Annotated in this window: 13 protein-coding genes; 5 read left to right on the top strand and 8 right to left on the bottom strand. The window is 44.0% G+C overall.

Going from position 1 to position 13,957, the window contains the following annotated elements; all coding sequences use genetic code 11:
- Positions 1 to 267: 267 nt before the first annotated feature.
- Together RIG61_13015 and RIG61_13010 are read right to left on the bottom strand one after the other, a co-directional pair.
- Positions 268 to 1,644, bottom strand: coding sequence for a sigma-54 dependent transcriptional regulator (locus tag RIG61_13015; GenBank protein ID MEQ9620079.1), 1,377 nt, complete (start codon positions 1,642 to 1,644; stop codon positions 268 to 270).
- 41 nt (positions 1,645 to 1,685) lie between these two features.
- Entirely contained in the window at positions 1,686 to 2,954 is a 1,269-nt protein-coding gene (locus RIG61_13010) for an ATP-binding protein (GenBank protein MEQ9620078.1), read from the bottom strand.
- Between the two features lie 297 nt (positions 2,955 to 3,251).
- Here RIG61_13010 and RIG61_13005 point away from each other — a divergent pair, with 297 nt between their 5' ends.
- The 3 genes from RIG61_13005 (at position 3,252) to RIG61_12995 (ending at position 5,418) form a co-directional block, all read left to right on the top strand.
- On the top strand, positions 3,252 to 3,866 hold the full coding sequence (locus tag RIG61_13005; GenBank protein MEQ9620077.1) for a LysM domain-containing protein: 615 nt from the start codon (positions 3,252 to 3,254) through the stop codon (positions 3,864 to 3,866).
- 263 nt (positions 3,867 to 4,129) lie between these two features.
- Positions 4,130 to 4,672: a tetratricopeptide repeat protein gene (locus RIG61_13000; protein ID MEQ9620076.1), complete on the top strand. Its 543-nt coding sequence runs from the start codon at positions 4,130 to 4,132 to the stop codon at positions 4,670 to 4,672.
- Positions 4,673 to 4,869: 197 nt separating this feature from the next.
- Positions 4,870 to 5,418 carry an OmpA family protein gene (locus RIG61_12995; GenBank protein ID MEQ9620075.1) on the top strand — a complete coding sequence of 183 codons (549 nt, stop codon included), beginning with the start codon at positions 4,870 to 4,872 and terminating at the stop codon, positions 5,416 to 5,418.
- 186 nt (positions 5,419 to 5,604) lie between these two features.
- On the opposite strand, the gene RIG61_12990 is transcribed toward RIG61_12995, so the two are convergent.
- The 3 genes from RIG61_12990 to trkA form a co-directional block, all read right to left on the bottom strand.
- Entirely contained in the window at positions 5,605 to 6,789 is a 1,185-nt protein-coding gene (locus tag RIG61_12990) for an MFS transporter (GenBank protein ID MEQ9620074.1), read from the bottom strand.
- A 109-nt stretch (positions 6,790 to 6,898) separates the two neighbouring features.
- Entirely contained in the window at positions 6,899 to 8,323 is a 1,425-nt protein-coding gene (locus RIG61_12985; protein ID MEQ9620073.1) for an FAD-binding oxidoreductase, read from the bottom strand.
- 452 nt (positions 8,324 to 8,775) lie between these two features.
- The gene (gene trkA / locus RIG61_12980; GenBank protein MEQ9620072.1) at positions 8,776 to 10,095 is read right to left on the bottom strand and encodes a Trk system potassium transporter TrkA; all 1,320 of its coding nucleotides are present in this window, start codon (positions 10,093 to 10,095) and stop codon (positions 8,776 to 8,778) included.
- A 335-nt stretch (positions 10,096 to 10,430) separates the two neighbouring features.
- Between trkA and RIG61_12975 the strand changes: the two genes are divergently transcribed.
- A complete protein-coding gene (locus tag RIG61_12975) occupies positions 10,431 to 10,838 on the top strand; it encodes a hypothetical protein (protein MEQ9620071.1) in 408 nt (135 codons plus the stop codon).
- Positions 10,839 to 10,930: 92 nt separating this feature from the next.
- Here RIG61_12975 and RIG61_12970 read toward each other — a convergent pair whose 3' ends face one another.
- Complete coding sequence (locus tag RIG61_12970) at positions 10,931 to 11,170, bottom strand: hypothetical protein (GenBank protein MEQ9620070.1); 240 nt, start codon at positions 11,168 to 11,170, stop codon at positions 10,931 to 10,933.
- Positions 11,171 to 11,479: 309 nt separating this feature from the next.
- On the opposite strand from RIG61_12970, the gene RIG61_12965 reads away from it, so the two are divergent.
- Positions 11,480 to 11,704, top strand: a complete 225-nt coding sequence (locus RIG61_12965; GenBank protein ID MEQ9620069.1) for a dodecin family protein — start codon at positions 11,480 to 11,482, stop codon at positions 11,702 to 11,704.
- A gap of 69 nt (positions 11,705 to 11,773) precedes the next feature.
- Here the strand turns inward: RIG61_12965 and RIG61_12960 are convergent, their stop codons facing one another.
- Both RIG61_12960 and RIG61_12955 read right to left on the bottom strand, forming a co-directional pair.
- The gene (locus RIG61_12960; GenBank protein ID MEQ9620068.1) at positions 11,774 to 12,193 is read right to left on the bottom strand and encodes a cytidine deaminase; all 420 of its coding nucleotides are present in this window, start codon (positions 12,191 to 12,193) and stop codon (positions 11,774 to 11,776) included.
- A gap of 1,201 nt (positions 12,194 to 13,394) precedes the next feature.
- On the bottom strand, positions 13,395 to 13,688 hold the full coding sequence (locus RIG61_12955) for an antibiotic biosynthesis monooxygenase family protein (protein ID MEQ9620067.1): 294 nt from the start codon (positions 13,686 to 13,688) through the stop codon (positions 13,395 to 13,397).
- Positions 13,689 to 13,957: the final 269 nt, after the last annotated feature.

The raw sequence follows: 13,957 nt of genomic DNA, 5'->3' as shown, positions 1-13,957 counted from the left end.
GCGCAAGGGGCGTGCCATCTCCCTTGAATTTATAAAATATCAATAGCAACAGTGTGTTATATACAAAGAAGTAAAGACTGAATGGTAGCGGTATCCCGCTAGTAGCGACTTGTCGCTAGTCTGTCCGGTGAAATCTCGATAATATTCATGAAAAAAACTTGAAGAACTGTTCTTTAGTAGCAGAGATATATGAAGCAAAAATTATTTATACGCCAGTTGAAATCCCATGAATAAAACCGCTCGGGATCTATACGGAATAATGTTTCATCAATTCAACAAATCCATTTTTATCATCCTGTTCCTGAGGACCTGTCTGGTTACACCGAGCATTTGAGCCGTTTTTGTCTGATTCCAGTCGTTTAGTTCGAGCGCCTTTTTTATTACGATTTCCTCTACGCCCTCAAGAGTCAACTTATCCATGTCCAGCTCAAAAAACATCTTATTCTGCTCGTTCTGAACCTTTACACCCTTACCCTGCTCGTCAATCTGAATGTACTTGGGATTTAAAGTCTCCCCCTCACTCAGTAAAACGGCCCTTTCGATTGAGCTCTTCAGCTCCCTGACATTCCCGGGCCAGTTGTAGTTCATAAACGCGGTTTCGACCTCTTCGGGAACATGCTGTATATTCTTGTTGAGATCCACGTTGAAAAAATTTATAAAATATTCGGTAAGGAGCGGTATATCCTCCTTTCGCTCTCTGAGACTCGGCATGTCGAAATTAATAACATTCAGCCTGTGGTAGAGATCCTCCCTGAACAGTTTTTTATCCACCTGCTCTTTCAGATCCTTATTGGTCGCCGCGACGATCCTGACATCAACCTTGATGTCCCTCTTGCCGCCGATCCTCCGGAACGTCCTTTCCTCCACTGCTTTTACAAGCTTGGCCTGAAGCGCGAGACTCATGTCCGCTATCTCATCCAGAAAAATGGTCCCGCCGTTTGCGTCTTCGAATATACCGGTTTTCATCTTTTTAGCATCCGTAAACGAGCCCGCTTCGTGCCCGAACAGCTCACTTTCAAGAAGCGTTTCGGGAATTGCCGCGCAGTTAAGTTCGATAATCGGCTTCTCCGCTCTCGCACCGTTGTGATGAAGCATCTTCGCGGCAAGCCCTTTCCCCGTCCCGCTCTCACCGCCAATAAGAATTGTCTTGGGATCCGTATTAACAAGCTTTTCGAATAAATCGATTACATTCTTTATAGCGTTGCTCCTGCCGATCAGAGAGTGAAACCCGTATTGCTTTTGCTCGCTCTTCAGTCTGGAACTAAGACTTTTCTTTAAACCCGCGTTATCGAGTGCGTTTTTTACTATTACCTTTAATTTATCGAGTGAAAACGGCTTTTCTATGAAATCGTACGCCCCTTTCTTGATTGCGGAAACGGCCGTATCCACATTGCTCTGCCCGCTCATCAGTATAGTAACGGGCGCGGGATCGATACCATTTATTTCGTCCAGAGCCTCGATCCCGTTTATATCCGGCAGCATCAAATCAAGAAGAACAAGATCGGGATTATCTCTTTTGGCTAAAAGAATCCCTTCCTTCCCCATATGAGAGACGTCTACGTCATACCCTTCATCCACAAGACATTCCTTCAGTTTATCGCAAAGGAACTCCTCATCGTCTATTATTAAAATACTTTCGCTCACTCTTTATTCCTTTAAATTATAAATATGCCATATTAACATTTCTAAGCCGTTATTTCAGAATTATCTTTAAATTTTTTAGGAATGATTACCGTAAAGGTGGTTCCTTTCCCTTCCTCGCTAAAAACCTCAATCCGCCCGTTATGCGACTCGACAATCTTCTTTGAAATCGGAAGACCGAGACCTGTCCCGTTCTTCTTGCCCGAATAAAAGGGATCAAATATTTTATTCATCACCGCTCCGGGAATGCCTTGACCGGTATCGGAAACCCTTACATGGAGAGACTCGTCAACTATATTCGTTTCGACGGTAATTTTACCGCCACATGAGTCAACGGCATCTATACCGTTAATCAATAAATTCATCACGACCTGCTGACATTTCTCATAGTCGAGGTTGCACTCTTCCTCACATTTCAATTCCAGGTTAATTTCGACTCCCTTTTGGTCGGCTCTCGATTTTACCAATAGAACCGATCTCTCAACTATATCGTTAGGGTCTACCTTTCTGTAATCCATCTCTTTGGGAATCGAAAGCTGAAGCAGGTCCTTTAAGATATTGTCGAGCCTTTTGACCTCGTTCAACACTTCCGATATGGACTGCTCCTGATCACCGTCTTTCGATTTACTTTTCAGCAACTCCAGGGCAACGCTTATCCCTGAAAGAGGGTTCTTAATTTCATGGGCGATCCTTGCCGCGAATTCCCCGATTGTCGCCAGCCTTTCGGCTCTTATAAGCTCGTTTTGCTGGTCCCTGATTTCGCGCGTCGCCTCTTCCACCTTTTCCGTGAGCGTTTCGTTAAATTTCTTTGTCTGCTCGATCAGCTCTACGTTGCTTTTGTGAGTAACCTCTATGTTTTGAAGCATTTCATTAAACGAGCCCGCAAGTGTGGAAATTTCATCGGTTTCCCCTTCGGCCTTAATCCTGTAAGAGTAGTCTCCCCTCTTGACGGTTTTCGTGGCGTTTACGAGATTCAGTATAGGTCTTGTGATTTTTGTAGGAAAAAGGATTGTAATGATGCCGCCGAATACAAGGGCCACCGCGACTACGATCAGCACATAAGTATAATTATATGTAAGCTGCTCATCGATTAATCCAATCGCCTGTTCTACCATCTCCTTGCCGAACCCGGGGTCGGATTCAACATTACTGTCCGGACCGGAAAAAAGTTTATACAATGTGTCATAACGGCCCTCCAGATTCGAAGCCGTCTCGTTTAATTTGTACACGTTGTATATAGAGAGCCCGCCCACCATCAGCATAAGCAGAAGCATAAGCGCAAAACCCAGTCTTATTTGCCTGCTAAGATTCAATGCGTTGGAACCTCCGACCCATCACGGAATAGTGAATAATTCTACCCGTTTTTTCAAACCTGCCATTAAAACTCTTTCAAAATGATAATTTAACCATTTTATAAAGGGGAAATTGTACGGATTCATACAACTAAATATGTTTCGTTTGATACAAATCCCCGCCCGTCTGATCGGACACATAAGCCCGTTCAAATCGCAATCAACCAGCATTATTGAAATTATTCAATTTAATCGATGTTTGGCACGGCCCTTGCACTTATTGACATCAAAATCCTAATACCTGGGAGGTATTAAAATATGAAACGTTTATTAGTATCATCGATTTTAGTAACAGGACTGGCTATGACAGGGGCAGCCGGAATAGTTTCGGCGGAGCAACCAGGAGATTCTCAGTCGGGGGTTCATGAAATGGAGCAAACACAAGAGAACATCCATTCCGAAAACTTTACTGGTGAAGGGCTGGAATACACGGTTAAACCCGGAGATACCCTTGCAAGTATTGCCGAAGAGCACCTAGGCTCCTCAGACAAGTGGGAAGTAATAGCCAGGGCGAACGGGATTGAAACTCCCGACCAGCTTGAGGCAGGCCAGACACTCGTAATACCGGCAAACGCTGACACTGCCGACGCCGCTTCAAACGACGTGGCCGATCAGGACGAAGATGCATATACCGCTCAAGATGCTCAAGATAACGCGATGAGCGAAGAGGACCGTGAAATGAAGGGCGAAATCACGGAAATAAGCGCCGAGAATGAAAGCCTGACACTCACTGATGAAAACGGTGATATTCACTCATTAAAGTTTAATGATGAAGAATTACTGGAAGGCATTGCCGTCGGAGACTTCGTAAAGGTCGAGATCGAGGGCGACGGTACGGTGATTTCCGTTGAGAAAGTAGAGAAAAAAGCCTAGTCGATTGACTATACCCATATCTGTACCTTAAAGCGGATGGAGATTATCGCGCTTTAAGGTAAAACATACGGCGGGGATATCCAAAATATCTCCGCCGTTTTTTTAGGAAACACCCATAGTTTTTCCTGTTTTTTCTCCCCGAAAGAATGGTTATGGAAAAAATTTGGTGACAACCTTTGACATACCCTTCATAATAGCAAATAATTTTTAATCTCCGGAAGGACGATAACTTTATCAATATTATTTCAAAAAAACGGAAGTTCATGATAATAATTAAACCTCACTTAATTTTTTACCTTGTTCTTATAACCCTTCTTACGGGATGCGTCGTCCCTCCCGGCTCCATAGAGGAGCTTACCGAACGTCAGAACAGTCTGGAAAGCAGGCTGGCGGCAAATTCAAGCGAGATAACGGATATTCAAAGGAAAGTCGAAATACAGGAGGCGAGGATTAGAAGCCTGGAAAAAAATTATTCCGATATATATATGAAGATGGATGACCTTCGAAAGAAACAATCCGTAAAGTCCGCAAAGCAAAAGTCGGCCGACGATCTATACAACAGTGCGGACAAATCTTATAAGAAGGGAGAGTACACGAACGCAATTCTCACCTACCAGATACTTATCGACACATATCCCAACGACAAAAGAGTAGCCGACGCCTACCTGAAACAGGGACTGTCGCTCGTCAAAATAGGCCGGAAGAACGGAGCAAAATTCTTTTTTAAAACACTTATTGAAAGGTTCCCCGGCTCAAGAGAAGCGGAAATCGCCAAGCAGGAGCTCAAGAAAATAAATTCCAGCTGAAAAAACCTTTTGTCTGCTCCGCTACAATTCCGATTGTTTCTATTCGTACAATAAAACCGCTTCTAATCTCCTGCCAGCACTCTCGGACTTATAACCTATTCTAAATACAATATAATTTATTCATCTGCTAATTGGCATGCGGATTGCACCTTATATATAGCGTATAGACAAAATTAATATACAGGAGGCAATCGACAATGAATATGGCAACTAAAATTTGGAATAAAATAAATCGGTATCTGGTTCCGGGCGCACTCGGAATCTTTATGGTCTACGGAGTGGCATCGACCCATATGGCCCCACAATCGGAGGGAGCCGAAATGGAAAGCGGGATGCCCGGCTACGAGGTGCTGGCGGCGTCCACTGAATTGAGCCCGTACAGTCCTGAGCTGAAGGACATATTCTTTAACGAAAACAGTTACAGAATAAGGGAGGACGCCAAAGAGGTGCTGAAAGAAAACTCCGAAGTCCTCAAAACTGAGACGGATACCTATGTGGTGATCGAAGCGTACTGCAACGCCGGTGAGCAAATTCCCGAAAATCTCGGTGTACTGAGGGCCGAATCCGTAAAAAATTATGTCGTTCAGCAGGGCATCGATCCCGACAGAATCATAACGGCGAACAAATGCAACGCTTACGACATGAAGCTTTCAAACACTGAAGATTCCATAGGACTCGACAGCAGAGTGCACTTCGTAGCTTTAGATGAGCTGGCCGAAGACAGGAATTTAGCTCTTAACAAATAATCCTGTTTCCGTGTGAGTAACAGCAGATAAAATTTATAAATCAACCGTTTAAAATAAAGCTCATCCTCCATACCTCAGGAAACAAACAAGCCGTCGGGCGGATAATCCGTCAGGCGGCTTTTTCATATATTGCAGCGCGGTTTTCCCGGACTCGAAAAGGTCTGTATGAAACATTAGTCTTCCGGATTATTGCCAGTTTTTCTCATGCCGCACTGAGCCCCACAGCGCCGCCAATCCCAAAACCGGACCGGGCACGAGAAAGAGCATCAGATACTCCGCGCTAACGAACTCCGCAAGATAACCGACTGATTGAATGCTGATTATAGTTATAAAAAAACCTATGCTCGTTACTATGGTCAATGCCGACCCCACGTACTCCCGGGGCGCTTTCACGGCTACCAAGGCCGAGAACTGGGGCGAATCCCCGGCCACTACAATTCCCCAGAATACAAAAAAACCGAGGAATATTTCAGCCGGCGCAAAAAAAACCAGCGGAGAAAGAACGCAGCACAGCCCCGAGGCGAGCAGTTGATAAAAAGCCATCGGCGCGCTTCCCCGGCCCTTCGATATGAATCCCCCCAGAATGCACCCTATACCTCCGGCCCCGATGACGGCAAAAGACCATAACGGGACGTTAACGGCTTCACCGTTATTGACACCGTATGCGGACAGTAAAACCGGAACAAACGCCCAGAGTGTGTAGAGCTCCCACATATGGCCGAAGTAGCCGAATGCTGCTGACCGTAAACCCTTCGAGCCGAAAATGACGGGTATGGCTTTAGGATTGAATTTAGTTCCTGTGCTCAGATACGGGCCGTCCGGAACCAGAACGAGCATTAGCACCCCTCCTGATACCGATACGGCTGATACCGAGAGAACCACACTCTGCCAGTCGAATGCTCCACCCGTGGCCTTTAACAGAAACGGGAAAGCCGTACCGAGCACGAGCGCGCCGACAAGGTATCCAAGTGCCTCCCCAATGTCCTTTTTGAACCAGCCCGCAGCGATTTTCATACCTACGGGATATATACCGGCTAAGAAGAATCCGGTCATAAAGCGGAATGTTAATAACAGCGGAAGCCCTTCCGCAGGTATCAGGATACCCAGATTGGAAAGGGCCCCGAGTACGGAACATACAAAAAATACTTTTCTGGGAGAGTACCGGTCGGAGATAACAAAGAAGGCGAATACGAGCGTGCCTATGATAAATCCCAGTTGCACGGAAGAGGTAACGTAGCCCAAAGAGCCGGGCCCGATATTTAACTCAGCCTGCAGGTTGCCCAGAACAGCATTGCCGGCAAACCACAGCGACGTGCCCGCGAACTGCGAGAACATAATAACCGGCAGGATCCGTGAGGGCCTTTCTTCCACTACATAAACTCATTAGTAATAAAACGGATTTATAAAAAACCCTGCATCAGGAGTCGATTATTCCTGATGCAGGAGCTTAGATATGCTCGAGTTTAAATCATATATCGATCTAAGCAGACGGCTTGATATTCTGATTCATTCTGAATAGGTTCTTCGGATCGAACTTCTTTTTCATCTGAACCATTCTGTCGTAGTTAGGACCGTAAGCGTTAGTTACACGGCCGGTTTCCTCTTCAGTCATAAAGTTCACATAGACGCTTCCCGTAGCGAACTCGGCTGATTTATCGAAGAATTCGCGTGCCCAGGAGATACATTTGTCATCCCCGCTATTGTCATCCCACCTGCCGTGAACGTTAAGAACGAATTTTGTGTCACGATTTGCGTAGGCTGTTGCGTCATGTGGAATTTTGTTCGCCTCGCCTGCTAAATGAGCGATAAATATCTCACATTGAGATGAAGGGAGTTTACCGGCGTAATCTATAAGCGTGTCGACAGCGCCCTCGCCGATGTCTGAAAAATCATGCGATTTCCAGTAATTTCTCGCCCCCGGTGTAAGCAGCGGGTCAAACGCTTTCTGCCAACCCTCGTACGGGCCCACTCCCACGAACTCGCCGTGAGGATTGCCGAAACCCCGAATCGGCTCGATTAACTTCTCTCCCGCTTCAGGCTTGCCGGCGTACATAAACGCTAACACTACTACCTCCTTCCCATGCACTTCTTCCGGTAAAAACGGAAGGGGCGGCGCCTGACGCAGAACCACCCAGATGGCCAGGTCTTCAGGAAGCCCCTCAACATATTCGAGGTATTTCGAGATAACACTCTTGGCTTCATTAAACGGAAAAACAATCAACCCGGTGAGCACCTCAGGACCTACAGGGTGGAGCTCAAACTCGAACATGGTCACTATGCCGAAGTTCCCGCCTCCTCCGCGGATAGCCCAGAAAAGATCCGGATTTTCCTCTTCACTTGCATGGAGGAATTTGCCTTCCGCGGTTACTACATCCGCGGAAAGAAGGTTGTCAACGGTCATACCGTGCTTTCGGGTTAACCACCCGAAGCCTCCTCCGAGCGTAAGCCCCGCGATGCCGGTTGTAGAGTTTATGCCGACGGGGGTGGCGAGTCCGAATGCCTGTGTTTCGTGGTCAAAATCCCCGAGAGTGGCGCCCGGGCCTACATAAGCCCTTCTGGTTTTAGGATTAACACTCACAAAGTTCATAGCTGACAGGTCAATCATCAACCCCCCATCGCAAACAGCGTTGCCCGCTATGTTATGGCCCGCTCCTTTGACAGCTATGAGTATATTATTCTCACGGGCGAAATTCACTGCGTCCATCACATCGCGATTGCCCATACACCTTACTATAATTCCGGGCTTCCGGTCTATCATGGCGTTCCAGATACTGCGGGCTTCGTCATAACCGCCCTCACCCGGAAGCAGTACTTCACCCCTGAGCTTGGCCCTCAAGTCATCTATAGCCTGGGCGTCTATTTTTGACTCTCCACCGCTTAACGACCTTACCGTAATTTCAGACATTATCCTTCTCCTCAATACTTATTTTTAATTTCTCATAACTTAGAATCCAGACTCACATTATAGAACGATTATGAGAACTTTTGCAAATCCCGTCTCTATGGTTGATCTTACATACAAAGTGTTAAGGCAATATTGGGATATATGTGGAGCTTTCTATAGAATTTTTTTAAGGGATATCCGGTCAGTTCCCCGAGATAAAACCATTTGTTAATGGAGACACGGAACGAGTCAACAAGCGCTCATATGTACACTTCGAGCTCAACAATAAAAAGAACTCGCACATACCGGCAATAGCGAAATTAATGTTCGTTCTGTTACTTCTGCCAAACGAGGGGATATCGCGCTGATATTATTGAAAATATCCGTACTTTATCGGGAAGGGATATAAATTTAGTCAGGCTTTCTTACATTTTTAATATCATTTGCAACCATACGATTGATTCAGGTACTCATCAGACAAGCATGTTTTCCAATTGCTCGACCGCCTCGGGAAGGGCAAAAATAACTATCGTATCCCCGGCGCTTGCTCTGAAATCCCCCCGCGGCAAAATCAGATCATCTCCCCTGATGACGACGCCTACAATAGACTCCTCTGGAAGTTTGGCATCTTTAAGCGGAGTATCCAGTATCTTGGCTTTATCCGTAATTTCAAATTCCAACACCTGAGCGTTTCCTTCGGCAACAAGCGAAATTTTTTCGACCGTTCCGATACGAAGGATCTTTAAAATTTCATTCGCGGTCTCAACTTTCTCACTGAGCGCTCTGTCGATACCAATTTTCTCGATAAGATTCATATAATCAGATTTATTGTATAGTATCAGCACCCTTTTAGCCCCCATGCTCTTTGCAAGCAGAGCGCTTAGCGCATTTTTTTCATCATCCCCCGTCAGAGATAAAAAATAATCAGCCGAGGTAATGCCTGCTTCCTTTAGCGCGTCACTTTCCGTTCCGTCCCCGTTAAGCACCAGAATATCGGGGAAGTCTTCGGCTACTGATCTGGCCCGGTCGGAATCACTCTCAAGCAGTCTCACGGAGAGACCCTGTTCGGCTAAATTCGATGCCGCTTTTGTACCAATTTTGCCGCCTCCCATTATTATTACAGTCTCTAATTCTTCCTCTTCCAGACCTAAAAGCTCCTTGAGCCGGCCCTGTTTCTCCGGATTACCGAGCGCATAAATATAGTCCCCGACTTGAAGCTCGGTTTCCCCTTTGGGTATATGTATTGTCCCGTTTCTTGATAAAGCCACGAACTGCCAATTTTCAGCGCCCCCTAATTGTGAAAGTTTTCTACCCGCGATCGGAGTATCTTCTTCAATTTTGAGCTTGAACATCCTTATTTTTCCCTGGGCGAATTTTTCCACCCTCCACGCGAAAGGAGAACCGATAATACTAAAAATCCTTTTAGAAATAATTGTCCCGGGGTTAACGATAAATATGTTTTCTTTATTGAGATGTTCGGGATAATCCAGGAACTCGGGATTACCGACTCGGGCGATAACAGTCGGAATACCAAAAGAGGAAAATAGAAGGCACGACAAGATATTAGTCTCATCGTTGCCTGTTACCGAAACGCTGACATCGGCATCGACAGAATATTTTTTCAGGATTTCCGGGTCTTTGCCGTCACCATCTATTGAGAGAACGTCGTATGTGTCGCCTATTCTTTTCGCCAAATCTTTGTCCTTTTCAATAACAATTACGTCATTCTCTTTGGATAATCCTCTTGCCAGAAATGCGCCGACTTCACCTCCCCCTATAATAATAATTTTCATCGAGAAACCCCTTTTTCCTGAACGATTAGATTAATTCATATATTGCGGACAGGGCACTAGCTACAGTAATCGTCGCTGGAGCTGTCAGATCGGTAATATAACGAATTCTAGTCAATATAATCCGTTATATCAATAAATTTCTGGTAACAATTTAAGGATGAATGGCTACTGAGAACCGTCATGGAAATGGCAGGAAAAGAGAAATGAAATCTTCAATAACCCTCTATAACAACCGCCAGCGGTAAAAGTGAAAACTTTAGCCTTCAATCCGCTTACCTATCTGTGATATGATAATTTTTGTCTCTATGATTTTCTAACCCAAAGGTGCCAATGGCATGGAATCAATATTATCAGGCGCTGCTCAATATATCATTGCCTCAATAAACATGTTAATAACGATATCTCAATCTACATACATAATGAATCTTGAGAGCCTGACGGCGAAGAGAATTACCGAAATAGAGACTAAGAAAAAAACGGGAAACATACATAGGTACAAAACGAACTGGCATATACTTTTACTGGCCTGGTGGATGCTGGCCGGTATGGCAATCCTGACCCTCGCCTTTCGGATCATACCCTCCATATTTGTCGGAGATAACACTGAAAAGTATCATCCCTGGTTTATTACCATGGATTTTATTATTATAGCGGGGACACTGGTCGGATATTTGCTCCTAGCGTCCCTTGCGTTTCGCGCCTGGAAATGGAACAAATGGCAGGGGAAGTCGGAGCCTAAATAGTCTCAGATTAAGATTTTATGCCACGCTCCTCAATGAGGAACGGTTTAACCGGAGCACTGCTTTGTATATAAGGAATAATTGATTTTCCGCCATTAATCTCCTTTTATAGTAAGCAGCTTATGCTGTAATTTTGATCCCAATTCATGAGAGTTGCTTTGTGTGATTTTTCTCCAAGTTCCGTCAGGGCCAAATAAAGTCATATTCAACATCATGCTTAAACGCAGGTAGTCTGAAACACTCAGTCCTTCCTCTTCGGCAATCTTTTCGATTTCCGCCTTTTCGGTCGGCGTGACTCTTAACACCAGTTTATCAGTCTTTGTTTCTCTCTCCATTGCTTTCACTCATTTTTTATAAACTACATATATTAGAGTCTGATCTCATCATTTAGCATATCACATTTATTTATTGCCGTTCAATAAATTTTATTTCCTGATGGGGGTTTTATTTTCAAAAGATGAATTTTCGAATTAATAAGAGACTCAGGGGCTATTCATTTTACCAAAATTTCGAAATCAAGTTTTTATTTTATAAAACTGAATGTTCTCGTGTAAATTCAATTGAGCTTTCTTACAAGCTTTGTCCAACTTATTTTTTCAGCTATCCTCACTGATACTCAACTACATATATAGGAGAAACGCCAAATGACAACTTACAGAATGATTGAGGTGGTGGGAGTATCGGATAAAAGTTACGAAGACGCAATAAAAACCGCGATTGATGATGCTAAATCCTATCTGGAGAATTCACACCAAACCTTAGAGGGGGTAGAGTGGTTTCAGGTTTTAGATCAGAGAGGCAGATTGTCTGACGGCAAGATATCAGAATTTCAGATAAGATTGAACGTTGCTTTCAATATTAAAAAATAAAGGCCTGTAAGCTTATCGGTGGTTAAACCGGAATTGTGTAGCCTTACTTACTTATCAGGGCTTTGAAATTTATGAAGTTTTGCGGGGCAGTCTGGAAGCCAGATTAGCTAAAACATCTTTATCTTTGTTCCCATCGGTATCGCAGGCAACTATCTCTAATTCCGGTCCCCCAAGTTCCATGGCCACCTGCAAGCACGCGCCACACGGAAATGTAAGCTTGCCGTCGGTTCTCCTCGACATAAGCACGAGCAGCTTCGGCTTCCCGGCGTCTTGGGATACAGAAGAAAAGAGCGCTATCCTTTCCGCGCACATAGCAAGGCCGAGCGATACATTTTCCACAAGAGAGCCGGGAATAATAACACCTTTCTCTGTAACCACGGCAGCTCCCATATGGAAACCCGAATATGGGGCATAAGCGCGGGACATTGCTTTCCCGGCTACAGAAACCGCCTCATCTATTAATCGCTCATTTACAACAAATTCATTCATTACGGATATAGTAAAAGTACTATAAATCAGTGGACTTTCAAGGCAATAATGTCCGGCCAATGTTTTAATATCGAATATGAGCAAATAGTATTGATAGTTTTGTTCTATAATTCTTTATGGAATTTTTGACCGTTTTAGTTGACTTCACGGAGCTTCAGATATAACTCATACTCCACTATCTTTCCATAAGCTTTCTTAGTTTCTTTCTGATATTTCTTCTTAAAAACTCAGAGGGGATATTAGGGGGATCAAACCAATCCTTCACATTTGTTTTAGCTTAACAATCTATCTGTCAAATCTTCGAACAAAGAATCAAAATTTAATTCGGAGAGTTTAATATTTTTCCATCTGGTAGTCGCAAACGTATTCCCATAGGAGAAAGCATGTGATCCTTGCCGCCAGCCTATAGTTAATTTCCTGACGGTTTCATCCGGATGGGTTGTACGTATTGAGCTGGATCGGTTAAACCTGTTTATTTGATTAAAAATCCTCTTATTGATAAAGGTGTCGATTAGCCAACCCTTTTTTGCAGCATTGCGTTCGAGGCGTTTTAAAGCCGGCTCAACAACCTCATTCCACTGCTCATTTACTTTAATAGATTCATCCGAATCCGATACTAGTCTGAAGCTCATCTGAGTATATCCGCTGATAGTTTTCTCAATTAAGCTTTCGGTTTTCTCTAGAGTTTGAGCGGTTACCCGAAGACCCGGAATATCAGGAGATTTAGCACAATAGCCGCTATGCGTTTTGTGAAATATTGTCAAATATTTTCCAAAGATTAATTTAACCCTGATTGCGTTACTATAACATTAAATACACCTTATAGCGAACCGGGCTCGTCGATTGCATGGTTCTGTCACCAAACTTTTTAATAGAAGGACATGACTACTGACGTATATAACAGCAAGTGTCACGAACTTAAGAACAGGCGGTATGATATTATGAAGAAATAAAGAACTTTCTAAAAGCAGACGAAACTTTTAAAGTTACCGTCAATACAGTGCTTTGCATTGCATCACGGGCATATAACTTATTCGAAATTTTGAAAATAGACCAGAAAAGGAAACTTATAAATTATCTGTTTTCGAACTTGTAACTTGAAGACGCAACCCCGGGTATTTTTTGAAAAACCGCTGGATTTAGTGATAGTCTGTACCATCGATTCCGAATGGCTGTGACAATCAGGTTCATTCAATAACGATTAGGCATCGACTATTTCTAAAAAACTTCTGCTTACGGGTCCGTCAAGAAATTGCCGGATTTGCTGCAAAACACCCGTTTCATCGCGCCAGTGATGGTATTTTTCGTAGTGCTCTTTCGAAGCCCACTTTTCAACCAATACCAAATTGCCCGGGTCCTCGGAATTGATACATATGTTTACACCTTCACAACCGTCAAAGCTTCGGGTATCGGGGAGTATCTCTGCAAAAAACGCCTTGGCCTTGGAAACATTCTCCGCTTTTAATTTTGCATCAATTATAATCATTACGCTCATATGATTTTCTCCTCATGCATAATAATTGCAATGGTTGGCCGGGGTTCTTGAATACACTTCGAACCCCTGAATATTTCAAAATTCTTATTCAAAACCCGACAATAATGTCAAGCATTGGCAACATACTCTCAAACTAAGCGAGAGAGCGAATCACCTAACTTATTTAGTACCCCCATGCGGTATATCCTCCGTTGTAGGCTTTTTTTCCCTTTTTAAGCATACGCATAGGTGCGATAGTAAATCATTGCGAGTCCTTCTTCGCTTGTTAA

This window comes from Deltaproteobacteria bacterium (assembly GCA_040223695.1).
In the GTDB taxonomy this organism is placed as follows: Bacteria; Desulfobacterota_D; UBA1144; order Nemesobacterales; family UBA2774; genus JAVKFU01.
Note: the sequence above shows the minus strand (reverse complement) of the source record. Positions and strands in the feature narration are given on the sequence as shown.